This window comes from Brevibacillus sp. GCM10020057, from assembly GCF_042683565.1.
Taxonomy (GTDB): domain Bacteria; phylum Bacillota; class Bacilli; order Brevibacillales; family Brevibacillaceae; genus Brevibacillus.
This window is the reverse complement of record NZ_JBHUJW010000043.1, coordinates 846,060-871,166: the sequence shown is the minus strand read 5'-3', so window position 1 is coordinate 871,166 and position 25,107 is coordinate 846,060. Positions and strand designations below refer to the sequence as shown.

Sequence of the window (25,107 nt, the reverse complement as noted above, 5' to 3'; positions counted from 1 at the left end):
TTGCGATGACTTTATTGTATCCAAAAGAGCGGGAACTGGAAATGAAAAATTGCTGATCGCCTGTTCACCGCCGGTTGGGAAAAATGAAAAACCTCTCGCACCCGAAGGCGGAGAGGTTTTCTGTTCCTTGAAATCGGAATGACTATTCTACTTTAATAGAATCAGTTGGGCATCCCTCAGCGGCGTCGCGAACGTCATCTTGAAGGATTTCCGGGATTTCAACGCTGTTTGAATTGTCATCCAGCTTGTTGTATGCCAGGCCCTCGTCATCGTAGTCAAAGACGTCAGGAGCAGTCGCTCCACAGGCGCCGCAAGCAATACAAGTATCTTTATCTACCCATGTTGTCATTGTGGTTTCACCTCCCATTACGAAGTGGTACGTCCACTGTCATAGATCATTTTATGCTCTTGCTCACAAGATTTCAAGATTGAATCAGTCTAAAAATGAACGACTTAGTCTAAAAATGTACGGCTACTTGTAAAGTGGAATTTCCGGTGCTTGCAATCGGGAGTAGAGTTTGCCGCTCAGTTGCAGGAAGTCGCCAGGGTGAATCGCATCGGTCGCTTCCAGCAGCCGGACCGCAGCCTGGATGTCTTTGACACCGATAGACTGCGCCTCCTGACTGGTGAGCAGCTTGTCGATCCGGGCTGTCAAATCTTCCGGGCTGTAGCTTTTCCACTCTTTACCGGCGGACATGAGAGAGGCAGACACGTAATTGCGATAGTGGAAGGGGAACTGCTTCCACTGGCTCGTGCTGACATTCTCCGGCAAGGCTTTCGGGAACGGGGAATTGACGACATAGGCGGATTCCCAGATGGCTGCGGAGTGGTAGAACAGTTCCTGACCCAGAAGCCAACTGTTTTGGAATAGCGTCATGCGCGACGCGATCGCAGCTGGCGTCAAGGCATTACTATTCTGATCGGAACGCACCTGCTCCATACTATCCAAATAAGCCCTTACGCTGTTTGTGAAATTGCCGTGAGCCTGCACCAGTAAAGGAGAAGTTGGCAGCGGGACTTCCTCATCCAAAGCTTTTAACGTCTGGTTTGCCAGGTTTGTCAATTTTTTCAGGGAGTCAGACTGTTCCGCCTTGTCCATCGCGGGCCATTTGGCCATCTCGTCAAAATGAGCCTGACGCAATTTCAGCAGAGGAGCGTAATACGAGTAGTAAAAACGGATGAAATCCTGTTCGTTATACAGCTTGTGCTCCTTCAGCATTTTGTCTTTTTCGGCTGCCTTTTTGGCCGTCTCCATGGCGGCGGCCTGCTGTTCTGCGATCTTTGCTTTCATATAATGCGCGCCTAAAAAAAATCCACCAACAGTACAAGCAAGTGTTATGATGATCATATATGCCATCATAAATTCTGACTTTTTCAATCGCTTTGCCATAAAAATCCTCCATACAGTGATTGCAACCAATCGATGATAAAAGATAGAGCTTGTAAAGGAGTACCAATGAACAATCGAAGTATGCCGGCACAGGAGTTTCTTTGCGCTGTAGCCTTAAATGCCTTGATCCCGCTTGCCAGCGAGCGAACGCTCCAGGCGGCCTACTACATTTTGCGGGGCCGTAAAGCCAATCAGACTTTGCAAGACGTGCATTTGTACCACCTTTATCCGTATTATCGGATGTTTCCGCGTTTTCCAAAAGAGGATTGGGACAAAATTATTTCAACTTTGTTGCAAAATAGACTCGTCGTGCCGCTGACTGGACTCGGCGGGAATGCGAAGCCTTCGTTTCTGGTCACGGAAATCGGCAGTCGCCAGGCAGCGGAATGGCGATCCAAATACGAGTTGGAAAAATGGAATGCCCCCTTTACCGATTCGGGGATGGCGGAACGAACCGAGCTGTTTTGGCAGCGGCTGCATCTGCTCGTCCAGACGGTATCGCAGCTGCTTGCGGGGGATCTTGGCTTTTTGCCTGTGGTCACCGACAAAAAAGTGCAGTGCTGGGTAAAGGAACAGCTTGCTTACCAGCGGGCGCGGGCAATCTGGCAGGAGCAGCTTGGGGACGAGCTGCTGATGCTGTGGGGCGACTTGCCGAAGAAAGTGCAGATGCTGCTAGCCGGGCAGCTGTCAGGAGCGTCCCAGGTAGGGAAAACGTTAGGGCAGTTAGTTACGCAGCAGAACGAATCCCCGTACTATCTGCACCTCCCGTTCCGCTATGGGCTTGCGATGTCGATTCGCCGTCTGCAAGCAGAGGCAGAGCAGTTCCCGCTGCTCTCCCGGCTCGTCGTGCAGGCGGACAAACGAGACGCGCGCTTGACAGAGAGCGCAGCCCGCACATATGCGCTGGTTCAGCGGGGGCTGAGTATCGCGGAAATTGCGGCAGTGAGGAAAATCAAGCAGAGCACGGTCGAGGATCACCTGGCCGAGATCGCTCTGCGCTGCCCGGAGTGGGACTATTCCCCTTACCTTGACCCGGCTTTGGGCGAGCAGATTGTCCGCATGAGCGAACAGTTGCAGACGAGCAGGCTGCGCCTGATCAAAGATCGGCTGGGGGCATCCGTATCGTATTTGCAGATTCGGCTTGCTTTGGCCCGCAGACAGGGGGCGAAGGAAACATGAACAGCCTGCTTCACGAAAAACTGCACACCCATTTCGGGTACTCATCATTTCGCCCTGGACAACAGGAAGTTATCGAGCGTGTGCTAAAGGGGGAAAATACGCTCGCGATTTTGGCGACCGGCGGGGGAAAATCGGTGACCTACCAGCTGCCGGCCCTCTTGTTGCCGGGGATTACTGTCGTTGTTTCTCCTTTGATTTCCTTGATGATCGACCAGGTGCAGCAGCTGCGGACGCGCAGGAAAATGGCGGCTGTCTATTTGAACAGCGCGCAGGACTACGCGGAGTCGAAAGAAATTTTGCGAGAGCTGGCCGCCGGGGCGTACAAGCTGCTCTACGTGTCCCCGGAAAAGCTGCAGCAGCCGTACGTGCAGGCCGTCCTTCGACGGGTGGGCGTGTCTCTCGTAGCAATTGATGAAGCGCACTGCATTTCCCAGTGGGGCCATGATTTCCGCACCGATTATTTGCGATTGCCTGACGCGATCCGCCAGATCGGCAATCCCCCCGTGCTGGCGGTGACGGCTACAGCCACAGCGGATGTTCGCCGGGAAATCAGCGAACTGCTGGACATCCCTTGGGAAGGTGTGATCGCACAGCCGCTGAACCGCGAGAATATCGCGCTGGACCTGGTCGTGGTCCAGGATGAAGAGAAGCGCCGCGGGCAAGTCATGCGTCTGATGGACGAGCTTCAGGGACCGGGCATCGTTTATTGCAGCACGCGCAATGCCGTCGAAGTGCTGACAGCTGCTTACGAACTGGAGGGCACGAAACGGGTACACGGCTATCACGGCGGCATGGAGAGCATGGAGCGCATGCTCATCCAGTCGCAATTTCTTTCCGGAGAACTGGATGTCATCGTTGCTACCAACGCATTTGGTATGGGCATCGACAAGCCGGATATCCGGTATGTGATCCACTATCAGCTGCCGGCGAGCATGGAGGCGTACGCGCAGGAGATCGGGCGCGTAGGGCGAGACGGACAGCCGGGATACGCGGTCCTGTTCTGCTCCGAGGACGACGGTCACATTCACCAGCACATGGTAGAGAAGGAATATCCGACACAACTGCAAGTGATGCAATTTTACAACTGGTACGCCAACGGTCGGCAGATGAACAGCGAGGCATTGACCGCGCTGGACATGTCCGAGGATATGGTTCAACTGCTCACGTTTTACATAGAGCAAACGGGTGTGGGGCAAGCAGCTGCTGCGTCCGGTGACCCGCAGGAGCATGTGCACAGAATCTGGCTGGAGACTGAAAAGCGAAAGCGGCTGAAAATGCGAAAGCTATGCGAAATGATCGCCTATGCAGAGCCTGGCGGGGATTGTTTGCGCCAAAAGCTGAATCGCTACTTCGGGCAAGACGGGTCGGGCTTTTCCCTGCACTGCTGCAGCCGCTGCGGATTGGACAGAGGAGCGTATCGCGCCGGACGGAGCGTCCCTGTCGTTAAGAAAGTGGAAAACGGTTGGAGTTTGCAGCAGGCTTTGCAGGTTCTTTTGCCGAAAAATAAAGGAGGAACATACCCGTGATGAACAGTGAGGGCAGGAGATGGATGAAGCAAATCTACGGTTAAATCTCTGGCTGACTCAAGGAATGGTACTGGGGATTGCAGCAGGCAGCAGCTGGCTCGTTCACGGAGCAAGCGGCACTGCCGCTTTGTTTGCAAAACCGGACTGGGCCGATATGAACATGGCACTGGGTGTCGCACTCCTGATCGTAGCGGCAAGCATCGCCATGGATCGCTGGCTGCCGAGCAACTGGCAGGACGATGGGCAAGTGAATGAAATGGTGTTCGGGCAGATGTCGCCAATCATGACCTTGCTTGTTTGCATCGCTGTCGGTGTAGGGGAAGAGTGGCTGTTTCGGGGAGTCATTCAGCCATTTGTCGGAAATGTTTGGACGAGCGTCATCTTTAGCCTGGTTCACTTTCGGTATTTGAAAAAACCGTTACTGTTTCTTAGCGTAATGGGCACCAGCCTGCTTCTGGGGCTGCTGTTTCAGCGCACAGGCACTCTGTGGCCTTCGATCGCCGCGCACATCATCATTGATTTGCTGCTGGCATATTACCTTCAATACTCACTTTGGAAAGGATGGGGAAAGAAACCGTGAGTTTTGAACAACCAGGCTTGCCCCCTCGCAGCTCCCGCTCGAAGAAGCCCAAAGGAACACTTTCTTTGAAAAAATGGATACAATCCGGGCTGGTCCTGTTTGGCGCCGTATTTTTCAGCGTCATCGCCATCGAGCTGTACCAGGCCAACACGAATCATACGAAAGGAACGGATGCTCCGGTAGTGACAGCCGAGCCTCCCGCCAAGGCCACGGCTCCTCTGCCCGCAGCAGACAGCAATTCCGCGCAGACCATGCCCAAGGAGGCTGAAAAAAGCCAGAACACAACCACTGCTTCGGCGAACGGTCAGACAGCTTCTGCTGCAAGCAATGGCGTTTCGCCGGAAGCTGCGCCCGCAATTCGTACCGGGTCTGCTGGTTCAGCGGCGGCCGTGCCGGCTGATGCTTCATCGGCTTCCCAGTCTCCGGCAACGAGCGTGACCAAAGGGGCACCTGCCGCGACAGGAAACATGGATGCAGCTGCCCCGGCCAGCCGGTCATCGACCAAGGCGGCCATCGCGACTGCCGGTGCGCCTGCCCAAACAAAAGGAAGCAGTGCCGGCAGCAAAAAGCCAAAGTCGATCAGGCACGTGGTGCAAAAAGGCGAGACGCTCTACATGCTGTCGCGCAAGTATTACGGCAATAACTCCAACGTGGCGCGAATTGCCAAATACAACGGACTGTCTCTGGAAGCGCAACTGAAGGCAGGCGCGGTCGTGTTTGTCCCGCTGCTGCAGTAATCTCTCTCCAGTTATGGCCTTGCATAGCCTGGGTAATGCTATGGGGAAACGCAAAGACGGGTGGAGAGCGCAAGTGAGATACGATACAATCATTGTTGGCGGCGGTATTGGCGGATTGCAGACAGCGATTCAGCTGGCGCGAAACAAGCGCCGTGTGGCGGTCCTGGACGTACGCGGGGGCAGATCCACGGTAGCAAAGGCGTACCGGAACGTCCTTGGCTTCCAGGGCGGAGTCAGCGGAGAGACTTTGCGCCGGATCGGCAGGGAACAAGCTGTCCGATACGGGGCGATGCTTTTGCAGGAGGAAGTTGTCAGGCTGGAGACAAACGGTGACGGCAGTTTTTACGTCTATACGAAGCTCAGGACCGACCCGCTCCAATCCAGGACGCTGGTCATGGCGACAGGCATATGCGACCCGTTTCCTGACATTCCGGGAATCGGCGAATGTCTGGGGATCTCGATCTTTCTCTGTCCGGATTGTGACGGCTATGAGACCGTCGCCCAAAATACGGCTGTCATCGGTGCGCTGCCGCAGGCGCTGGAGATGGCCGATGAGCTTTCCTTTTACACCTCCGGAATCTGCATCGTCAACCACGCCCGAAGCGAAGTGGAGCCTGCTGTGAAGCACGAACTGGCCAGAAAGGGGTACAGGTTGGCCGATGAGAAGGTCACGAGATTGCTGCATGTCGATGGAGCATTGCAAAGCCTGGAGCTGTCCTCCGGGAGACGGCTGGACGTCACGAGGGCATTTCTGGCTTTTCCCGGGGCCAGGCCGCAAACCGATCTGCTGCGCTCCTTTTCCATCCGGTTCAATGAGAAGGGGCATGTGCAGACGAATCCGCGGACGAAAGAGACCGATCATCCGAATGTATGGGCCGTAGGCGATATTGCCGAGCATTCGCAACAAGTCGCAATCGCGATGGGAGACGGGGCACAGGCCGCTATCTGGATTCAAAAACGGCTGCGGGATCAGGATAAACAGCTTGCAGAACGCCGGTAGTTCGGCGTTTTTTCTTTTGGTGCAAGCCGCTTAGAAACCCGAGAAGTGCAAGGTGCCTATGTTCCGGCAAACAAATGTGATATGATAGGACTACCCCCGGAATTTCCTTCGCATTTCAGAAAATGGATGAATGCTAGCAGGTATTCGTCGGAAAATGCGGAGAACTCTTACAGGCTTCCAAACATATTTTGTAGTACGACTGGATGGCGAGGAGGGACAGTCATGCGTGTTGAACGCCTTGGTCAAGATAAGATAAGAATCTTTTTAACGTTTGACGACCTGTCAGAGCGCGGGATAGAGAAAGAAGACATGTGGCGTGACATTCCTAAAGTACATGAACTGTTCAACGACATGATGGAACAGGCATACCATGAATTAGGGTTTGAAGTGTCAGGGCCTGTTGCCGTTGAAGTGTTCGCCTTGCCAGCTCAGGGAATGGTCGTGATCGTAACTCGCGGCAAAACCGGCTCGAAGGAAGGAAAAGACGAAGAGGAATTCGATGAGGAAGAAGTGTATGAACTTGAGGTCACCCTGGAAGAAAGCGACCTGATTATCTACGCCTTCCGCGATTTTGAGCATATGGTCGAAGCAGCCCATCGCATCAATGCCCTGTTGACCAATGGAGGCTCCGCTTACTTTTACCAAGGAAAGTACTACCTGGTGCTGGAAGAAGTGGAATTGGATCAGGAGCGCTACCACAAACTGATTGCGATCCTCTCTGAGTACGGGGAAGCGACGCCGACAACGATTTACGTGCTCGAGGAATACGGAAAAGTTGTCGTGGCAGACGATGCAGTGAAAGAAATATGCAGACATTTCCTGTAAAAAAATGTCTGGGGAAGATAAAAACAGCACCTAGTCAATCACTAGGTGCTTTTGCTGTTGTCAAGACTCATTACCCATGCACAGACCGTTCCTGCTTCTCACTATATTTGGCGGCAGCGGCATGTATGCGGAAAGGTACGTTTTCTGAACGGGAAAAAATATTTTTCTGGATTTATTACAAAATCACTGCGATGAATAAACTTTCAGAATCAGACGCCGAAATCTAAGGCCATCCCTGCAAACTGGTAATGAAACAGGGAGATTGGGGGAGGCTATATGTGCGATTGTTATCGGGCTTTGGCTCTCATACGGCAAATCCTGACTACTTGTATCAACGCTTTTGCTGCTTGGGAAAAAATCGCATGATTATGCTGCCGAACTGACGAAAACGCTTACGAATTGGAAAAAAGGTTTTTTTATAGCTTCTCATAGCGGGGACAAACATGTATACTAAAGGCTGCGTTTACCGATAACATTTTTGAGGTGGTAAGTAATGGGTAATCAAGACGTGGTAACCGAAAGCACCCAAGAGAAAGAAAAGCAGGAGAGCATGAACTTGCTTCAATCTACTCAAGTGGTGATCAAGGAAGCACTGGAGAAACTAGGTTACCAAGAATCGATGTATGAACTCTTGAAGGAACCGCTGCGCGTTTTGACCGTTCGCATTCCGGTTCGCATGGATAACGGCGAAGTAAAGGTGTTTACGGGTTATCGCGCACAGCATAACGATGCTGTGGGTCCGACCAAGGGGGGCATTCGTTTCCACCCGGAAGTTACAGAGGATGAAGTTAAAGCACTTTCTATCTGGATGAGCCTCAAAGCAGGTATCGTCGATCTGCCGTATGGCGGTGGTAAGGGCGGTATCATTTGTGATCCGCGCGAAATGTCTTTCCGTGAATTGGAGCGACTGAGCCGCGGTTATGTACGCGCTATCAGCCAACTTGTTGGTCCAACCAAAGATATTCCGGCTCCAGACGTATTTACGAACTCGCAAATCATGGCTTGGATGATGGACGAATACAGCCGCATTCGTGAATTTGACTCCCCTGGCTTCATTACGGGCAAACCGATCGCGCTCGGTGGTTCGCACGGTCGTGAAACGGCAACGGCGAAAGGGGTAACCATTTGCATCCGCGAAGCCGCAAAACGCCGCAACATTGACGTAAAAGGCGCTCGTGTCGTCGTTCAAGGCTTTGGTAACGCAGGCAGCTACCTGGCGAAATTCATGCACGACGCTGGAGCAAAAGTCGTGGGAATCTCCGATGCTTACGGAGCCCTGTACGATCCAAACGGCCTGGACATCGATTACCTCCTGGACCGCCGCGATTCGTTCGGTACCGTAACCAAGCTGTTCAACAACACGATCACGAACAAGGAACTGCTCGAACTGGAATGCGACATTCTGGTGCCTGCTGCGATCGAAAACCAAATTACCGCAGCAAATGCGCACAATATCAAAGCACAGATCGTGGTGGAAGCCGCTAACGGACCAACCACACTGGAAGCGACGAAAATCTTGACAGAACGCGGCATTCTGCTTGTTCCGGACGTACTGGCGAGTGCGGGTGGCGTGACTGTATCCTACTTCGAGTGGGTACAAAACAACCAGGGCTACTACTGGACGGAAGAAGAAGTCGAGCAAAAGCTGGAACAAGTGATGGTTCGTTCGTTCGAAAACGTATACTCCCTGTCCCAAACTCGCCGCGTAGACATGCGTCTCTCCGCCTACATGGTAGGTGTACGCAAAATGGCAGAGGCTTCCCGTTTCCGCGGTTGGGTGTAATCGCTTCCTTGCCGAATGGAATAACCTATAATCATCTAAATACAAGCTACCCCTCCTTGCGCCTGGCAGGAGGGGTTTTTCTACATGTTTTTTTGCAGATGTGAAAAAGGGCGGTTATCGATCGAACAGCTGCTGGAGCTGTGTGAAGTCGCGTGTCTGCTGCAAGGCTACGATTAGCTTCAGACGCGCTTTTTGTCCGTTCAGTCCGTTGGAGAAGATGACTCCGAGCTGTTTCAGCTGGCGTCCGCCGCCTTCGTAATCGTATACGTCTTGTACCTGGCCGTTGAAGCAGCGGGAGACGAGGACGATCGGGACGCCTTTTTCCAGCAGCTGTTTCAATGTAGGGAGGATCGCAGGCGGGAGATTCCCCAGTCCGAACGCCTCGATGACCAGGCCGTCGATTGCTTGCTCCAGTAAAAATTGCAGCCACGACGGGTCCATCCCGGCGACAGCCTTGATCAGAGGAACATTTGCATTCGCATGAGAAATGGTGTAGTGCTCGCGAATCAAGGGAGCGTGATGGTAGTGCACATGTTTTTTGGCAATGGTGCCGATCGGGCCGTACTGCGGCGATTGGAAAGTGGCGACGTTGCTCGTATGTGTCTTGGTCACATGGCACGCCGCGTGGATTTCGTCATTGAAGACGACGAGGACACCTTTGTTCACGCTGTCCGGGTCAGCCGCCGTCCGGACGGATGAGATCAGATTGACAGGACCGTCAGCCCCGAGCTCGTTGCTGCTCCGCATGGCTCCGGTGACGACGACGGGAACACTGGTCGACAAGGTCAGATCCAGAAAATATGCGGTCTCTTCCAATGTGTCTGTTCCGTGCGTGATGACCACACCGTCGTAAGGGAAGGCGGCAAGCTCGCTTTCGATAAGCAGTCTTAGCTGGTTCATGATGGCAGGAGTCATGTGGGGGCTTGGCAGATTCAGAATGTTTTTCATCGTGATGGCGGCGTAGCGTTCGAGAAAGGGAACAATTTTGTTGACTGCCTGATCATCCAGCGGTTTTACGCCTTCCGAGTCGTCCACGGACATGGCGATCGTTCCGCCGGTATTGAGTACCAATATGTTTTTCAAAATGATTCCTCTCCTGTAGCGGGTTTTCATCAATCAGTATTCATGGTACGATGAATATCAGCCTTGTGTAAAGGAGCAATACGCAGATGCTTGCTATGATCGGAGCGGCAGTGGCCCCCGGCATTGCTATTTTGAGTTACTTTTACTTGCGTGACAGTTTGGAGCCGGAGCCGATCTCGATGGTCATCCGGTCATTTATCTTTGGAGTGTTGCTCGTCATCCCGATTATGGTGCTCCAGTACATCATGCAGAATGAGTGGGGCTTTCGGGACGGCATTGTTGCGGAAATATTTCAATCCGCTTTTGTTGAGGAATTTTTCAAATGGATGGTCATCTACTTTACGGTGTACAAACACGTAGAATTCGATGAACCGTATGACGGGATCGTTTATGCCGTAGCGGTGTCGCTCGGCTTCGCCACGTTGGAAAACCTGTTTTACCTCATTCTCAATGGGTTGGACATCGCGTTTTGGCGTGCGTTGCTGCCGGTTTCCAGCCACGCCCTGTTCGCCGTGTGGATGGGCTATTACCTGGGGCTGGCAAAATTTTCGCGCGGCGTGCGTAAGGAGCGGATCTGGCTGTGGCTTTCCGTCCTTTTGCCGATTGGTTTGCATGCGCTGTACAACGCGATCTTTTTGTCTGTACAAAACTGGATCGTGGTCATCGTGCCATTCATGCTTATCCTTTGGTGGCAAGGCTTGAAAAAGGTGCAGCGTGCCCACGATTACGGTTCTAAAAAGCTCTCTTCCCGTCCACAATAGATGAGAGGAGGAGACGAGACGTGTTGAAGAACCAACGAGCAAAAGTGACCATTCGCTGTAATGTCTGTGGAGAAAAGTTTACCCTGCGCGGTCGCAGGGAACCGGGAGGGCAAATAGAGACAGGGTTCAGACAGTGTTTGTGCGACAATGACAAGCACTTCAGCATCAACGAAGCGTAACCGAAAACGAGGTAGGGCCGATGCGACTTTGCATCGGTCTTTTTCGTTCAAAGCCCGCACTAGCCTTGCGCAGTCAAGTTTCTTATATCCTCCCCGACAATCCGATGCATAAACCAATCTACCTCCACTAACACTATGCAAAGATTTCAATCCATGCCAAGGAGGATTCGGCTGTTGGGGCATTCCCGGCCACAGTCACATCCAAATGGATTTGGAGCAGGCCTCAAGTCAAAAAGATTGGGAAACGTATTTTTGACGATAACGCGTTTGAGCGTTGAAAGGAGGACAATGAATGGTTTACGGAGCTGCTGCACGGGTGCTGTTGCCCGTAGCGCTTGTCGCATTGGTAGGGGCGGGGATGTGGGGGTATCAGGAGCACAACGAGAAAAACTCTGTCCTGATCAAGGCAGAAAACTCCTACCAACGGGCTTTTCACGATCTGACCTACCATGTGGACAAGCTGCATGACGAACTGGGAAAATCGCTTGTCGTCAATACGCGCCGCCAGATGACCCCGACGCTGACGAATGTGTGGCGGCTCGCCTATGCGGCGCAGGCAGATGTCGGTCAATTGCCGCTGACTCTCATGCCGTTCAACAAAACGGAGGAGATGCTGTCCCGCGTCGCTGATTTTTCCTACAGGGTGGCGGTGCGCGATCTGGACAAAGAGCCGCTGTCCGACAAGGAGTACGCGACGTTGAAAAGTTTGCACAAGCATGCGGCAGACATCCAGGACGAGCTGCGCAGAGTACAGTCCCATGTGATCGACAAGCAGCTGCGGTGGATGGAGGTAGAGACAGCGCTTGCCTCTGACGACAAAAAATCCGACAATACGATCGTCGACGGCTTCCGTACGATTGAAAAGAAAGTGCAGGAGTACCCGGATCTGGACTGGGGCGTCGGGATTCAAAGCCTGGACAAAAAGAAGCAGCAACGGATCAAAGGAATCGACGGCAAACCGATCACCAAAGAAGACGCCCGCAAAATAGCGGTAGACTTTCTGGGGGATATGGCCAAAGGTGCGCAAGTAGAAGTAGATGAAAACGGAAGGGGTCAGGAGTATTCCGCCTACAGCGTGCGAGTCACCCTCCCTGCGAAGAAGCAGGCGATCAATCTGGATGTCACGAAGCGCGGCGGCAAGGTCGTCTGGATGATGAACGAACGCCAAATCGGAGAAGAAAAGCTCGATTTGAAGCAGGCAGAAGAACACGGCCGCAGGTTTTTGCAGCAGCACGGCTTCGACAACATGGTCGTATCCGAAACAGACAGCTACGAACGCAGCGCAGTGTACACATTCGTGCCCGAGCAAAACGGCGTCCGCATTTACCCGGATTCCGTCACGGTAGAAGTAGCCCTGGACAACGGAGAAGTCACTGCCTTTAACTCCACGGAGTTTTTGTTCAACCACAAAAAGCGCATCCTGTCCAAGCCCCGCCTCACCAAGGAACAAGCCAGGAAACGGGTAAACCCGAGCGTCAAGGTGACGAGCGAACGTCTTGCTTTGATCGAAGGGAAAAACGATGGAAAAGAAGTGCTGGTGTGGGAAATGGCATGCAGCTTTGAGGGCAGTCCGTACATGATCTACATCAACGCCCTGAACGGAGACGAAGAAGAAGTCGTTAAAATGGATACGGGGCAGTAAGACCATGCGGAGCGGTAATTTATGCAGAAAAATCGGGGGAAAGCCTGTCCAATCAAAGGCTTTCCCTATTTGCCGTCCGAGAAGGGCGCGTTATATAATAGTAGCGTGAGAAGGGATAAGGGGGAAATGTTGCCGCATGTTGTTACCACGAGTAGGACAAACAATCAGACTTGTTTTTACCAGTTCCTCTGATGATACTAGGAGGCAGACATTCAAGAGCCGGGTCGTAGATCTGAAAGACGGCGTCGCTTCGATCGAATTGCCGACCAGCGAGAAGACCGGGCGGACAGGCTTGTTTGGCGCAGGTGACGCATGCGAGGTTTGGTACGTAGGGGAAAACGGCTCCTGCTACGAGTTTCATTCTGCCATTATCGGCAGACAGATCGAACACATTCCGGTGCTGTTTTTGCAGTTGCCGCCAAAAGAGGAGATTCACCGGACACAGCGGCGCAACTATTTGCGCATCGAATTTACGCTGGAAATCGCCGTCAAGCTCGAAGACCCCATTCGCTCCTACCATTTTTTGGCGAGAACGATTGATATCAGCGGAGGAGGGATGTCATTTTCCTGCGACGAGACATACCGGATTCAGCCGGGCGACAATCTGAAAGTCTGGATCGCCATGCCGAGCAAGACCGGGCAAGTGCAGCACGCATATGCCGTCATGGAAGTGGTGCGGCAAAAACCTGCCGAGAAAAAGGGGATGCATCAATGGATTTTCGGCAAATTCGTCCAGATCAGCGAGCAGGACAGGGCGAAGGTAGTTCGCGCCTGCTACAACCGGCAGTTGGAGCTTCGCAATAAAGGCATGGCACAATGACAGACAAGTACAAAAGGAAGTGGCCCCATGACTTGCCCGTACAATGAGCGCTTTCGACGTTTCGCAGGACGTGTGGAAAAAATCATCATGACCGGAATTGTAGTTTGTGCAATTGGACTTATCATTGGGGAAATTCTCATTCAATATGTACCGATGCGGGCGATCTTCGTCGAAACGGAGCGCCTGGAGGGAGTTTCGCGGCACCGTTGAGGGTTTGCGCATGCTTCCATACTATGGTACTATTATAGATAACATAGAAACAGTCACGGGTAGCAGGGGCTTCGACAGAAGCTTTTCTTGTTTCTATTCCCTTTCAGAATTACTGTACATAGCAGGTGAGGATGCAAATGAACATTGCCATTGATGGACCAGCGGGAGCAGGAAAAAGCACTGTCGCAGGGAAAGTTGCAAACAGACTGGAATATGTGTACATCGATACCGGTTCTATGTATCGCGCCTTGGCTTGGGCGGTGCTCCATTACCAGCTTCCGGTCGACGATGAATCGGCAGTTTCCGAACTGTTGCAAAACAACGAAATCCGCCTGGTTCGCAGAGCTGGACAACAGCATGTGTACTGGAATGACACCGATGTGACTGACTGGATTCGTACGCCGGAAGTGAGCCAGTACGCGTCCATCGTAGCCAGCTACGGTGCCGTTCGTGAACAGATGCTGGTGCTGCAGAGAAATTTGGCAAGGCAGGGCAACGTCGTCATGGACGGCAGAGACATCGGCACACATGTGTTACCTGACGCCGAGGTCAAGATTTATCTGACCGCTTCCATCCGGGAGCGGGCGGAGAGAAGATGGAAAGAATTGCTCGCAAAAGGCAGCTCGGCACAGTTGGCTGATCTGGAAAAAGAGATTGAAGAGCGGGACTTTCGCGACATGAACAGAGAAGTGGCTCCTTTGCGCCAGGCGGAAGATGCCGTCCTGGTGGACACGACAGGGATGACCATTGATCAGGTAGTGGAAAAAATCCTGCAAATTTGCGAGCGAATGGGAGAGTCAACCCTGTGAGCTATTATCGTACTTTTCGCAGCTTTTTTCGGATTATTTTTTCGCTTGTCTTTCGATGGCAAGTGATCGGGCGGGAACATATACCTAAGGAAGGCCCAGTCATTCTTTGTGCCAATCATATTTCGCTGTGGGACCCTCCCTTGCTCGGCTCGGGCATTGAACGCATGGTGAACTTCATGGCCAAAGAAGAGCTTTTCCGTATCCCTGTGCTGTCCTTTTTGATTACGAAGTTCGGCGCCTTCCCCGTGAAGCGTGGAGCTGGCGACCGTGCGGCGATCCGCACGACGTTGAAATTGTTGGAAGATGGAAAAGTCTTGGGAATCTTCCCCGAAGGAACGCGCAGCAAAACAGGAGAACTGGGTGAAGGAATGCCGGGGACAGCGATGTTTGCACTCAAATCGCAAGCGACAGTGATTCCTGTCGCGATCATCGGGCCTTACCGCCTGTTCCGCCCCATCAAGATCGTATACGGCGAGCCGATCGATCTCACCCAACTGCGTGAGGCCAAGCCGAGCGCCGATACGTTGAAACAGACGACTGACCTGATCATGCAGCGCATCCGGGAGTTGCACGATCAGCATCGCTTCTAGGCAGGCGGTATAGAATTACCGATGGGTAGAATACTAATTCTACTGGAACATACTGGCTTCATCAGCAGGAACTGCGAGCCTTCGGGCGGCAGTTAAAAATATACATGCTCCCGCTTCTTGTAACGTGGTGAATTTGTAACGTCTACATAGATGGCCTGGGACTGGATGGTATTTAAGGAGGTTTTTTGGATGATGGAAGAAACGAACGTAAGTCTTACAGATGCAGCGACGGTTTCCGTGGGGGATGTCGTAAAAGCGACCGTTACGAAAGTAGAGGACAAACAGGCATTAGTGGATGTAGGCTACAAATACGACGGTCTTATTCCGATCAGCGAACTTTCCCCGTTGCATGTAGAAAAAGTCTCTGACGTTGTAGCTGTCGGCGACACTTTTGATGTAAAGGTCATTAAGCTGAACGATGAAAAGGAAGAGCTCGTCGTATCCAAGAAAGCAGTTGCGATGGCATCTGCCTGGGCTGAGCTGGAGCAAAAAATGCAATCCGGCGAGATCATTGAAGCAACTGTCAAGGAAGTTGTGAAGGGCGGCCTGGTAGTAGACGTCGGCGTCCGCGGCTTCATTCCGGCTTCCATGGTGGAGCGCCATTTCGTTGAAGATTTCTCCGACTACAAAGGCAAAACGCTGACCCTCAAAGTCGTGGAAATGGATAAGGAAAAGAACAAGGTTATCCTTTCCCACAAAGCAGTGCTGGAAGAGGAAGCCAAACAGCAAAAGCAAAAAGTGCTCGAATCAATTCAGCCAGGCCAAATCCTGGAAGGTACCGTTCAGCGCATGACCGACTTCGGTGTATTTGTTGACATCGGCGGAGTCGACGGATTGGTACACGTCTCCGAGCTGGCGTGGAACCGTGTGGAAAAACCGTCCGATGTTGTAAAAGAGGGCGACAAAGTAACGGTGAAAGTCCTGAAGGTCGACAAGGCAAACGAGCGGATCGGGCTGAGCATCAAGGAAACGCAAGCAGGTCCTTGGGCGAAGGTCGCAGAAGAGTTCAAAGCCGGTTCGATCGTGACAGGTACCGTGAAGCGGCTGGTTTCCTTTGGTGCATTCGTGGAGGTGGCTCCTGGCGTCGAAGGTCTGGTGCACATTTCCCAAATCGCCAATCGCCGTGTAAACACGCCAGGTGAAGTGCTCAAGGAAGGCCAGGAAGTACAAGTGAAAGTTCTCGATGTTGTTCCGCAAGAGCAGCGCATCAGCCTGAGCATCCGCGCAGTCGAGGAAGATCGTGCCGAGCAGGCAGAACGCGCCAGCAAAAAAGAGCAGCAGCAATTCCAGCAAGAGAACAACCAGCCTATGGGTGTGACGCTGGGCGAGCTGTTCGGTGACCTGAAAGACAAGTTCAAGTAAGCATTTGACTGAAAAGATGGGGGATACGCGTCTGGCGTGTCCTCTTTTTATATTTATGCAGGAATGTATCGGATTCCGGTACACGAGTGAAGCGAAGGCACCGCCATAAGGGTTGGAGCCGCCCATTATTTCCAGGATGATGCCGCATGGTGCAGGGCAGAGTAGGAAATCAGATTGGATCGTTCTGTACGCAAGCTAGAGCATATTCAACATGCTTTATCCACCAACCCATTTGCACGCAATGCTTTTGACGACGTGAGCTTTGTCCCGAACAGTTTGCCAGGCATTCCGTATGAGAGCACTTCCCTTGCTTGCGATCTGGGACCCTTTCGTCTGGCGTCGCCGATCCAGATCAATGCCATGACCGGGGGAGCAGATGCGACGACGACGATCAACCGGAAGCTCGCCGTCATCGCGCGGGAACGTGGATTGGCGATGGTTGTCGGCTCGCAGATGGCGGCGTTGCGAGATCAGGGCGTACGGGACAGCTATTGTGTAGTGCGGAAGGAGAATCCGCACGGGATCGTATTTGCCAACATCGGAGCCGAAGCGACCGTGGCAGAAGCGTCAGCTGCTGTCGAGATGCTGGAGGCGGACGGGCTGCAAATTCATTTGAATGTCATGCAGGAGCTGCAGCAGGCAGGCATTTCTCTCATCGATGTCGGCGGCAAGGGTGGAACAAACTTTGCGAAGGTCGAAAATATGCGCCGGGACGAGCCGTTATGGATGTTCGAGGACTGGGGATTGAGTACCGTAGAAAGTCTGTTGGAGGCTTCATGTGTCAAAGCAGAAGGGCTAAGTCTCATCGCGACCGGAGGGATTCGGCACGACCTGGATGCAGCCAAGGCGATTGCGCTGGGGGAATGGGCGCAAAAGGCGTGAGCGGGCAAAGCATCGACTCATGAAAGGTTGGGACTTGAGGCATACTTTGGGGAGACCACCACTTTTGAGGAGATGAACATGAACGACGGTACCATTGCACTCCTCATCCAGTGGAGCCTGCTTTGTCTCGTCTGGATGGGGAGCATGGATGCACAGCTGCAAGAAATGGGACTGCGGCGCAAGCCTGTACTCGCGTTTATTTGCGCCTTTTTGCTTTCTACCTTTGTTTCCTGGAAGCTGTATTTTGCACCGGTTGAAGTCAGCCTGAGCGGCATGCTGCTTCCGTTCATCGCCAGCGTTTGCCTGTACGCCAGACTGCCTGTTTTGTGCAGGCTGTATCTGGTGGGAGCCTGTGCCACGGCCATCTTGCTGTTTTGGTTGAGATGGCTGTTTTTTATCGACCCTGTATTGCTCTTCTGGGATGAGCGTGTCATCCTCCCGACAGCGGCGATCTTGTCCATTTTTGTGATGAGCCGTCATGGCGGGGCGCAGCTGTTTCAGGTGATGGTTTCCTTGCCGCTTGCGGACTTGCTTTACTCGCTGTTTATGTGGAAGCTTTCCGGTACGTGCCGGCTGGGAGATGACTTTTCCCAAGACTTGCTGTGGAGCACAGTCTCTCTCTGGACGGTCGCAAGCATTGTGCGGTTGGCCGTCATACGTATCACGAAAGGGCGGAAAACCGAATCCGCCTCGTCCAATCAGAAAAGGGGATGAGCGCTTTGTTCAAGCAACTGCTGGCCAATGAATACGTGTTTCCGCTCATGCTCGGCTTCGTGTTTGGCATTTTGTGCAGGGTCAGCTTGCTGCGGACCGATTATCGCCAGTACCCGACGTACCCGCACGGAAAGATCATACACGTCTCACTCGGGGTCATTGCCTCGGCACTGGGCGCTCTCGCCATTCCTGCCCTGCTCAAGGAAAACTATACGGCTGTCACTTTCCTCACGCTTGCTGCCCAGCAGTTTCGCGACGTGCGCAACATGGAGCGGACTACCTTGAGCGAGATTGACAAGCAGGAGCTTGTTCCGCGCGGCGGTCCGTACATCGAAGGCATTGCTATGGTGTTTGAGGGACGAAATTACCTGGTGATGTTCACATCGCTCGTGACGACGACAGCGATGATTTTTTTCAATTGGTGGGGCGGGATCATCGTCGGCTTGATTGCCCTTGCGCTTGCCGTCAAGCTCAAATCCGGCAAAACATTGGAGCTGATCGTGGACATCGTGCCAGCACCTGTGCGGGTAGTGGGCAAGGATTTGTACGTCGGGGACATCTACATCATGAACGTCGGCCTCGAAGAATCGCAAAAAATCATACGCGAGCAGGGAGTAGGATATATCCTGGTGCCAAAGGATGCGAACGCCAAAGTGACGATCGCGCATCCGGGCCAGCGCCAGGCGATTCTGCACGATGTGGCGACGCAGCTCGGGGTTTTCACCGATTCGGGGGAACCTTCGCTCACGCCGCTCGTCAAGCGCGATCTTTCTACAGGGCGTTTGGGCGTCTTTCTTCTGCCGCAGGTCAAGGACCCGGAACGCACAAAGGCGGTGATCGCAGCGGTGCCGATTCTGGAGAGTGTCTTCCGTATGCCGCAAAAGACGAAAACAGCCAAGCAGGAGGTGTAGGGCATGAGCAGCCAGATCGGCCAGATTTTGGCCGTCATCACCTTGTCCAAGGATAATATCGGAGGCGGAGCACCAATCTTTGTAGAGCCCACAAAGGAAAGGATGCAGCAGACCGCCTCTGCGCTGGAGAAGATTTTGGACGCGATGGTGCATGAAATCAGCGAGGAGACCCTCATCATTGTTCGGCATAAGTAGTCTATGGTATGATTAGCAAGTAAATCCTTGTCCGCAGCCTTTTTCGCGACGTCAGGCAGGTCTGCTGGATGAGGACGCAGGTGCGCGGGATTTTTTCGGCTGTACAGGTCGTGAGTTCCCGTCCGTTTAAATCGTAAATGAGAGAGAGTGTTGTTGATTATGGGATTGCCAGTGGTAGCCATTGTGGGGAGACCCAACGTGGGCAAGTCCACGATTTTTAACAGACTGATCGGCGAGCGGGTCGCCATCGTGGAGGATATGCCGGGAGTGACCCGAGACCGTCTGTACGGAAAAGGAGAATGGTTGACGCATTCCTTTCACGTAATTGACACCGGGGGGATTGAGTTCGGCGAGACGGATGAAATTTTGACCCAGATGCGCTATCAGGCGGAATTGGCCATTGATGAGGCGGATGTCATCGTGATGATCGCTGACAGCCGGACAGGCGTGACTGATGCCGATATGGAGCTGGCGCGCATGCTGAACCGGACCGGGAAGCCGATTGTGCTCGCCGTCAACAAGGCGGACAACCCGGACATGCGCGCAGATATTTACGACTTCTACTCCCTTGGACTGGGCGAGCCGTTCCCGATTTCCGGGGCGCACGGACTGGGGCTGGGGGACATGCTCGAGGAAGTCGTGAAACATTTCCCTGAGAAAAACGGAGAGGAGTACAGCGACGATGTTATCCGCGTATCGATCATCGGGCGTCCGAATGTGGGCAAGTCTTCCCTGACCAATGCCATTCTGGGGGAAGAGCGGGTCATTGTCAGCGATGTTGCGGGTACCACACGCGATGCAATCGACACGCCGTTCGAGCGGGACGGCCAGAGCTACATTCTCATCGACACCGCCGGGATGCGCAAGCGCGGCAAAGTGTACGAGAGCACCGAGAAGTACAGCGTGATGCGTGCGATGCGCGCCATCGAAGAATCTGACGTTGTCCTCGTGGTTCTCAACGGTGAAGAAGGCATCATCGAGCAGGACAAGAAGATCGCGGGCTATGCGCATGAAGCCGGGCGGGGCGTCATGATCGTCGTCAACAAATGGGATGCGGTGGAGAAGGACGACAAGACGATGCAGCGCTTCACGGAGCTGATCCGCGAAGAGTTCAAATACCTCGATTACGCGCCGATCCTGTACATATCCGCCAAGACCAAGCAGCGCGTGCATACGATCCTGCCCAAAGTAAATGAAATCGCCCAGGCGCATGCGATGCGGGTGCCGACCTCCGTGCTGAACGATCTGGTGACGGACGCGACCATTCGCACTCCTCCGCCGTCCGACAAGGGAAAACGGCTCAAGATCAACTACGCGACACAGGCAACGGTCAAGCCGCCGACGTTCATTCTGTTTGTCAACGATCCGGAACTTATGCATTTTTCCTATGAAAGGTACATAGAAAACAAAATACGCGAGGCGTTCGTCTTCGAGGGCACGCCGATACGTATTTGGACGAGGAAAAAAACGTAGGGAGAGAACAGCGCCATGGTGGTATTATCCTGGGTACTCAGCTATCTGATCGGTTCCATCAGTTTCAGCTACCTCATTGCCAAAAAGGTGGCGGGAATTGACATTCGTGCTCATGGGAGCGGCAATGCAGGCGCTACGAACACGCTGCGTGTGCTGGGGAAAGGTCCCGGCATTGCCGTCCTGATTTTGGACGCTTTGAAAGGCTTGGCGGCGATGGGCATCACTCATCTGATTACGGGCGACCCCACTGCTTATGCCGTATCGGGGTTATTTGCCATCGCCGGCCACAACTGGCCGATCTTTTTCGGATTTCGCGGAGGAAAAGGCATCGCCACCACGCTTGGTGTCGCGCTCGGCTTCTCGCCCCTCGCTTTCCTCGTCGGGGCGGTAGTGGCTGTGATCCTGATTGCCGTGACGCGCTACGTGTCCCTGGGATCGCTTGCCCTCGTTACCGTGTTGCCGATTGTTGTGTACGTGCTCGACAAGCCTGCCGCATTTTTCTGGACAAGCTTGATTCTCGCGGTTTTTGCTTACGTACGGCATCATAATAATATCCGAAATCTTCTCGCAGGAACCGAGAGAAAGTTGGGCGACAAGTCGAACCGCAAACTGGGCTAGCCTGATTCGCTTGCGGTGAAACAGGTTGTAGCTGGCGTATAGGGAGGAGATCGATTGATTCAGCGTGTAGCCGTAATCGGTGCCGGCAGCTGGGGAACTGCACTTGCTTCCGTGTTGGCGGATAACGGGCATGAAGTCACCCTCTGGGTGCGCGATCCCAAGCAAGCCGAGGCAATCAATACAACACATACGAACCAAAAGTATTTGCCGGGAGCCAAGCTCTCTGACCGGATTGTGGCGTCTGCCGATCTGCCGGGGGCTGTTGCAGGAAAGCGGATCGTGCTCCTGGTCGTACCATCACACGCCGTGCGGCAAATGTGCCGTGAACTGGCAATGCTGGTGGAACCGGATGTTTTGCTCATTCACGCCGTCAAAGGCTTTGAATTGGAAAGTCTGAAAAGGATGTCAGAGGTTATTCGCGAAGAATTCCCGCAGCCCATCGCATCCAGACTGGCAGTGATCTCTGGTCCGAGCCACGCCGAAGAAGTGGTCCAGCGGCAGCCCACCACGGTCGTCGTCGCTTCGGAATCCGAAGAGAGCATGCTTCGGGCCCAAGATTTGCTGATGAACAGAAACTTCCGCGTCTACACCAATCCCGACCTGGTCGGTGTGGAAATCGCGGGAGCTTTGAAAAACATTATTGCTCTTGGCGCAGGCTTGTCAGATGGCCTTGGCTTTGGCGACAATGCCAAGGCAGCCTTGCTGACGCGCGGTCTTGCTGAAATCACGCGGGTTGGCCTCAAGCTCGGGGCGTTGCCGCAGACGTTTTCCGGACTGGCCGGAATCGGCGATCTCGTCGCCACATGCACCAGCAGGCACAGCCGCAACTGGCGGGCAGGCTCTCTCTTGGGACAAGGAAAGTCGCTGGATGAGGTTCTGGGCGAGATCGGGATGGTCGTGGAAGGTGTACGCACGACACAAGCGGCCTTCGCGCTCGCGAAGCGCGAAGATGTAGAAATGCCGATCACGCATGTCCTCTACGACATTTTGTTTGCGGGCAAAGATCCGCGCCAAGGTGTGGAGGAACTGATGGGCAGGCTGAAAACCTATGAGATGAAATATTTGAATCCGGATCATGTGTAGGCAAATGTCTCACACATTTAGGCTCCTGCACATACCATAGGGTGTAAACCCAGGTAGCAGGAGGAGATCCATTCATGAGCAATCCATTCTCAGGCGGTTTTCTGGATCGGTTGAAGGGCAAAGGAATGGGCAAAATTGATGAAGCCAAGCTTCGTTCCTTAGCGAGTCAGGTCAAGAAAAGCGATTTTGAAGACGAGGAAAAGCTGCGGCAAATTATCAAGACGCTCGCTACGCTTAGCGGAAAACAGCTGACGACAGAAAAAGAAGACAAGATCGTCGAGATGTTTTACAATCAGGAAATTAACATCCACGATATGTCTTCTCTGACAAAGCTGCTGAAATAAGAGAAATGGGCGGTTATGCCCGTTACCTGATGGGAAAACCGTCATACAGTAAGACTAGGAACAATCATGGCTCTACAGGGACATGGCTGACCTACAGAACGAAGAAAAGAGGGATCTTATCCCTCTTTTTTTCGTTGCTTGGAGTTGTTGCTGCCGACCGTTTGCGTCAGCAGGCTTTGCACCAGAGGGGACTGCAGCAGGCCCAGCAGCTGACCGATGTCGATATTTCCAAGCGGATTGCTGCTCGTTGTCGTTTCCGGCTCGCTTGCTTCTTCCGCCATTCGTGATGCCTCCGATACTCCTTTGCGCCTGGTGGCCGGTTTTTCTGCCGCAGCGACCGTCTCTCCTTTTTCCGCCGGGCTTTTCCCCAGGTTCTCAATAATTTCTATAGCTCCGTACAGCGTATCCATCGTTTCTTCTACCTGGCGGATGGTACTGCTGATTCCTTTAATATTGTTGCGCATTTTTGATACCGACGTGCGCAGGTCAACGGCTGGCACGATTTTTTTCGGAGTAACCGCCAGCGATACGTCAGTCACTTGCTCACTCAGCTTCTTGCTGGGGATCGGGGCGTAGGGATTGCGCCATTTTCGGCTGCCGCTCAGTTTGTTGCTCAATTGCCAACCCTCCTATGGGCGAATTCATCACGATAGTCTATGCGAATGTCCAGTAGGAGGTTCGCAACCGTCAGACGACAATGGAGAAGTATGGTATAATGAAGCAAAAAATGCAAAGGATGCTGTATGGCCAGATGTATATCGACCCTATGACCAAGATGAACATCTCCTTAGTGGCGATGGGACTGATGTTCGTCTGCAACCTGATGATGGTATTTGCCAGGAAAATGTCCAATGCGCTGCTGCGCTTTTTCGTGAAGACGGTAGCCTTCCTCATACTGGTAGCCATTTTTGTCATGATCCTGATCGTGATTTTCGTGTAAGGAGAGGAAATGATGTCGCAATTAACGCTTGTGACGCGTGCGGGAAGCCACGAACTGCCCGTAGAGTTGAACCAGACCGTCGTCAACATTGCCAAAAAGCACAAGATTATCTGGGGACATGCTTGTCAGCGGGGCATATGCGCGCAGTGCCGCACCCACGTCCTGGAGGGCGCCGAGTTTCTGAATGAAGTGACACCCGAAGAAAAGCTGCGGCTGCGCAAGGCGGAGCGGGCAGAAGGCTACCGGCTCGGCTGCCAGATTCAGATCGTCCGGACGGGCAATGTGAAGCTCGCTCACCGGCCGTACTGACAGGAGATTGACAGGATGGGAAAAATAACGTTTTTACCGAGCGGCAAGAGCATCAAGGCACGGCCGGGACAGACATTGGTCAGTGCAGCAGCGGCGGCCCGCGTGGTCATTCCGCAGCGCTGTGGCGGACATGCCTCCTGCCTGATGTGCCGCGTCGTGCTGGAAAAGGGTGAATTGTCCGCTCCCAGCGCGCTGGAACGCAGGAAAATGCCGGAAAACGACTTGCTGGAGGGAATCCGGCTCGGCTGTCAGGCGAAAGCGACGGACAAAGACTGTACGGTTCGCATCCCGGAAAGCCGCTGGAAATCTGTCGTTCAAGCCGCACTGGAGCGACAGCGCAATGGAGAAGATTAAGGTAAGAGGTGTAGCTGCATCATGAAGCATTCATGGCGTAAACCGGTCAGGCTTTTGCTTTGCTTGACCATTATCTCCGCCCTGCTATCCGGCTGTATGTATCCGGATGAGCGGCGCGCGGAGAATCAGGTGCCGAGCGCGTTCTATCTGGAGGCGACGCAAAAGGCCGTGGAACAGTTCCAGAAGGATACGGCTGTCCTGCCGATCGTCACAAAGCCGTTGGACACGCCGATCTTTGAGAAATACGAGATCGATTTCCTGAAAATGAGACCGAAATACTTGCCGGACGCTCCGGGGAACTCATTTGAGAAAGGCGGCATCTACAAGTACGTCCTGATTGATGTGGAGACCAAGCCGCAAGTCCGGCTGCTCAATTTGAGCGCGGTCAGCATCGTCGCCGATGTACAGTCGGCTGTCAACCGGTACCGCAATTTCTACAACAAGCTCCCGGTCAAAGAAGACCTGGGGAACGGCTATTACAGAATCGACCACGAGGAGCTCGGCGTCAAGACGTGGCAAGTCCCGTCGACGCTGGGCAATACGCTGCTGCCGCTCGTGATGAACGCCCAGGGCGAGGTAGGCATCGACTACGCGGCGGATATTGCCACGGTGCTGCGGGATACGAAGGCGACTGTGCCGAAAAATACAGACCCGCGCTACGTTTTCGCCCGCGAATCCATGTTTGTCCCGGCCAAGTCCTTCCCGTACGAAATGGTGAACGGAGAGCCTCGGCTGCTGAAACTGTAAAAGAAGAAAAAACGACTCGTCACGGAGTCGTTTTTTTTGTTCTAGCTCTCCCATACAGACA

At 53.4% G+C, this 25,107-nt stretch carries 29 protein-coding genes; 25 read left to right on the top strand and 4 right to left on the bottom strand.

What is annotated here, in order from left to right:
- Window positions 1-142: 142 nt before the first annotated feature.
- Together ACFSO0_RS17945 and ACFSO0_RS17940 are read right to left on the bottom strand one after the other, a co-directional pair.
- On the bottom strand, window positions 143-349 hold the full coding sequence (locus ACFSO0_RS17945) for a ferredoxin (RefSeq protein ID WP_376882586.1): 207 nt from the start codon (window positions 347-349) through the stop codon (window positions 143-145).
- 123 nt (window positions 350-472) lie between these two features.
- Complete coding sequence (locus ACFSO0_RS17940; protein WP_376882583.1) at window positions 473-1,291, bottom strand: hypothetical protein; 819 nt, start codon at window positions 1,289-1,291, stop codon at window positions 473-475.
- Between the two features lie 165 nt (window positions 1,292-1,456).
- Here ACFSO0_RS17940 and ACFSO0_RS17935 point away from each other — a divergent pair, with 165 nt between their 5' ends.
- The 7 genes from ACFSO0_RS17935 to ACFSO0_RS17905 all read left to right on the top strand — a co-directional run bounded on the left by ACFSO0_RS17935 (window position 1,457) and on the right by ACFSO0_RS17905 (window position 9,020).
- A complete protein-coding gene (locus ACFSO0_RS17935; protein ID WP_376882580.1) occupies window positions 1,457-2,569 on the top strand; it encodes a YpbB family protein in 1,113 nt (370 codons plus the stop codon).
- Window positions 2,566-4,095 carry a RecQ family ATP-dependent DNA helicase gene (locus ACFSO0_RS17930; protein WP_376882578.1) on the top strand — a complete coding sequence of 510 codons (1,530 nt, stop codon included), beginning with the start codon at window positions 2,566-2,568 and terminating at the stop codon, window positions 4,093-4,095. Before ACFSO0_RS17935 ends, ACFSO0_RS17930 begins: the two co-directional genes overlap by 4 nt.
- Window positions 4,096-4,114: 19 nt before the next feature.
- Complete coding sequence (locus ACFSO0_RS17925) at window positions 4,115-4,675, top strand: CPBP family intramembrane glutamic endopeptidase (protein WP_376882575.1); 561 nt, start codon at window positions 4,115-4,117, stop codon at window positions 4,673-4,675.
- Between the two features lie 65 nt (window positions 4,676-4,740).
- Window positions 4,741-5,412 (top strand): LysM peptidoglycan-binding domain-containing protein, encoded by a 672-nt coding sequence (locus ACFSO0_RS17920; protein WP_376882572.1) that lies wholly within the window; start codon window positions 4,741-4,743, stop codon window positions 5,410-5,412.
- Between the two features lie 73 nt (window positions 5,413-5,485).
- Window positions 5,486-6,412, top strand: coding sequence for an NAD(P)/FAD-dependent oxidoreductase (locus ACFSO0_RS17915; protein WP_376882570.1), 927 nt, complete (start codon window positions 5,486-5,488; stop codon window positions 6,410-6,412).
- A 222-nt stretch (window positions 6,413-6,634) separates the two neighbouring features.
- Window positions 6,635-7,237, top strand: a complete 603-nt coding sequence (locus ACFSO0_RS17910) for a genetic competence negative regulator (RefSeq protein WP_376882568.1) — start codon at window positions 6,635-6,637, stop codon at window positions 7,235-7,237.
- Window positions 7,238-7,787: 550 nt separating this feature from the next.
- Window positions 7,788-9,020: a Glu/Leu/Phe/Val family dehydrogenase gene (locus tag ACFSO0_RS17905; protein WP_376883257.1), complete on the top strand. Its 1,233-nt coding sequence runs from the start codon at window positions 7,788-7,790 to the stop codon at window positions 9,018-9,020.
- 114 nt (window positions 9,021-9,134) lie between these two features.
- Here ACFSO0_RS17905 and ACFSO0_RS17900 read toward each other — a convergent pair whose 3' ends face one another.
- Complete coding sequence (locus ACFSO0_RS17900) at window positions 9,135-10,106, bottom strand: asparaginase (protein ID WP_376883255.1); 972 nt, start codon at window positions 10,104-10,106, stop codon at window positions 9,135-9,137.
- Window positions 10,107-10,189: 83 nt separating this feature from the next.
- Here ACFSO0_RS17900 and prsW point away from each other — a divergent pair, with 83 nt between their 5' ends.
- From prsW to ACFSO0_RS17830, 14 genes are all read left to right on the top strand, one after another.
- Window positions 10,190-10,864, top strand: coding sequence for a glutamic-type intramembrane protease PrsW (prsW, locus tag ACFSO0_RS17895; RefSeq protein ID WP_376882566.1), 675 nt, complete (start codon window positions 10,190-10,192; stop codon window positions 10,862-10,864).
- Window positions 10,865-11,335: 471 nt separating this feature from the next.
- A complete protein-coding gene (gene ypeB, locus ACFSO0_RS17890; protein ID WP_376882563.1) occupies window positions 11,336-12,685 on the top strand; it encodes a germination protein YpeB in 1,350 nt (449 codons plus the stop codon).
- Between the two features lie 136 nt (window positions 12,686-12,821).
- The gene (locus tag ACFSO0_RS17885; protein ID WP_376882561.1) at window positions 12,822-13,505 is read left to right on the top strand and encodes a flagellar brake protein; all 684 of its coding nucleotides are present in this window, start codon (window positions 12,822-12,824) and stop codon (window positions 13,503-13,505) included.
- Window positions 13,506-13,852: 347 nt separating this feature from the next.
- Complete coding sequence (cmk, locus tag ACFSO0_RS17880; protein ID WP_376882559.1) at window positions 13,853-14,524, top strand: (d)CMP kinase; 672 nt, start codon at window positions 13,853-13,855, stop codon at window positions 14,522-14,524.
- A complete protein-coding gene (locus tag ACFSO0_RS17875) occupies window positions 14,521-15,114 on the top strand; it encodes a lysophospholipid acyltransferase family protein (RefSeq protein WP_376882556.1) in 594 nt (197 codons plus the stop codon). The genes cmk and ACFSO0_RS17875 overlap by 4 nt, the downstream gene beginning before the upstream one ends.
- A 189-nt stretch (window positions 15,115-15,303) precedes the next feature.
- Window positions 15,304-16,476 carry a 30S ribosomal protein S1 gene (rpsA, locus tag ACFSO0_RS17870; protein WP_376882554.1) on the top strand — a complete coding sequence of 391 codons (1,173 nt, stop codon included), beginning with the start codon at window positions 15,304-15,306 and terminating at the stop codon, window positions 16,474-16,476.
- A gap of 174 nt (window positions 16,477-16,650) precedes the next feature.
- Window positions 16,651-17,358: a beta/alpha barrel domain-containing protein gene (locus tag ACFSO0_RS17865; protein WP_376882553.1), complete on the top strand. Its 708-nt coding sequence runs from the start codon at window positions 16,651-16,653 to the stop codon at window positions 17,356-17,358.
- Window positions 17,359-17,436: 78 nt separating this feature from the next.
- Window positions 17,437-18,072 (top strand): YphA family membrane protein, encoded by a 636-nt coding sequence (locus ACFSO0_RS17860; protein ID WP_376882551.1) that lies wholly within the window; start codon window positions 17,437-17,439, stop codon window positions 18,070-18,072.
- A 5-nt stretch (window positions 18,073-18,077) separates the two neighbouring features.
- A complete protein-coding gene (locus ACFSO0_RS17855; protein WP_376882548.1) occupies window positions 18,078-18,983 on the top strand; it encodes a YIEGIA family protein in 906 nt (301 codons plus the stop codon).
- Between the two features lie 3 nt (window positions 18,984-18,986).
- On the top strand, window positions 18,987-19,178 hold the full coding sequence (locus tag ACFSO0_RS17850; RefSeq protein WP_376882546.1) for a capping complex subunit for YIEGIA: 192 nt from the start codon (window positions 18,987-18,989) through the stop codon (window positions 19,176-19,178).
- Between the two features lie 159 nt (window positions 19,179-19,337).
- Window positions 19,338-20,651 (top strand): ribosome biogenesis GTPase Der, encoded by a 1,314-nt coding sequence (gene der / locus ACFSO0_RS17845; protein WP_376883253.1) that lies wholly within the window; start codon window positions 19,338-19,340, stop codon window positions 20,649-20,651.
- Window positions 20,652-20,666: 15 nt separating this feature from the next.
- Window positions 20,667-21,269 carry a glycerol-3-phosphate 1-O-acyltransferase PlsY gene (gene plsY, locus ACFSO0_RS17840; protein ID WP_376882544.1) on the top strand — a complete coding sequence of 201 codons (603 nt, stop codon included), beginning with the start codon at window positions 20,667-20,669 and terminating at the stop codon, window positions 21,267-21,269.
- 54 nt (window positions 21,270-21,323) lie between these two features.
- Window positions 21,324-22,352 (top strand): NAD(P)H-dependent glycerol-3-phosphate dehydrogenase, encoded by a 1,029-nt coding sequence (locus tag ACFSO0_RS17835; protein WP_376882541.1) that lies wholly within the window; start codon window positions 21,324-21,326, stop codon window positions 22,350-22,352.
- 74 nt (window positions 22,353-22,426) lie between these two features.
- Window positions 22,427-22,696 carry a stage VI sporulation protein F gene (locus ACFSO0_RS17830; protein ID WP_376882539.1) on the top strand — a complete coding sequence of 90 codons (270 nt, stop codon included), beginning with the start codon at window positions 22,427-22,429 and terminating at the stop codon, window positions 22,694-22,696.
- 116 nt (window positions 22,697-22,812) lie between these two features.
- Here ACFSO0_RS17830 and ACFSO0_RS17825 read toward each other — a convergent pair whose 3' ends face one another.
- A complete protein-coding gene (locus ACFSO0_RS17825) occupies window positions 22,813-23,313 on the bottom strand; it encodes a hypothetical protein (RefSeq protein ID WP_376882537.1) in 501 nt (166 codons plus the stop codon).
- A gap of 98 nt (window positions 23,314-23,411) precedes the next feature.
- Here ACFSO0_RS17825 and ACFSO0_RS17820 point away from each other — a divergent pair, with 98 nt between their 5' ends.
- From ACFSO0_RS17820 to ACFSO0_RS17805, 4 genes are read left to right on the top strand one after another with little or no spacing between them, the layout of a single operon-like run.
- Window positions 23,412-23,636 carry a DUF2768 family protein gene (locus tag ACFSO0_RS17820; protein ID WP_376882535.1) on the top strand — a complete coding sequence of 75 codons (225 nt, stop codon included), beginning with the start codon at window positions 23,412-23,414 and terminating at the stop codon, window positions 23,634-23,636.
- Window positions 23,637-23,648: 12 nt separating this feature from the next.
- Window positions 23,649-23,945 carry a 2Fe-2S iron-sulfur cluster-binding protein gene (locus ACFSO0_RS17815; protein WP_376882532.1) on the top strand — a complete coding sequence of 99 codons (297 nt, stop codon included), beginning with the start codon at window positions 23,649-23,651 and terminating at the stop codon, window positions 23,943-23,945.
- A 15-nt stretch (window positions 23,946-23,960) separates the two neighbouring features.
- The gene (locus ACFSO0_RS17810; RefSeq protein WP_376882530.1) at window positions 23,961-24,299 is read left to right on the top strand and encodes a 2Fe-2S iron-sulfur cluster-binding protein; all 339 of its coding nucleotides are present in this window, start codon (window positions 23,961-23,963) and stop codon (window positions 24,297-24,299) included.
- Between the two features lie 21 nt (window positions 24,300-24,320).
- Window positions 24,321-25,046, top strand: coding sequence for a hypothetical protein (locus tag ACFSO0_RS17805; protein WP_376882527.1), 726 nt, complete (start codon window positions 24,321-24,323; stop codon window positions 25,044-25,046).
- Window positions 25,047-25,107 lie beyond the last annotated feature (61 nt).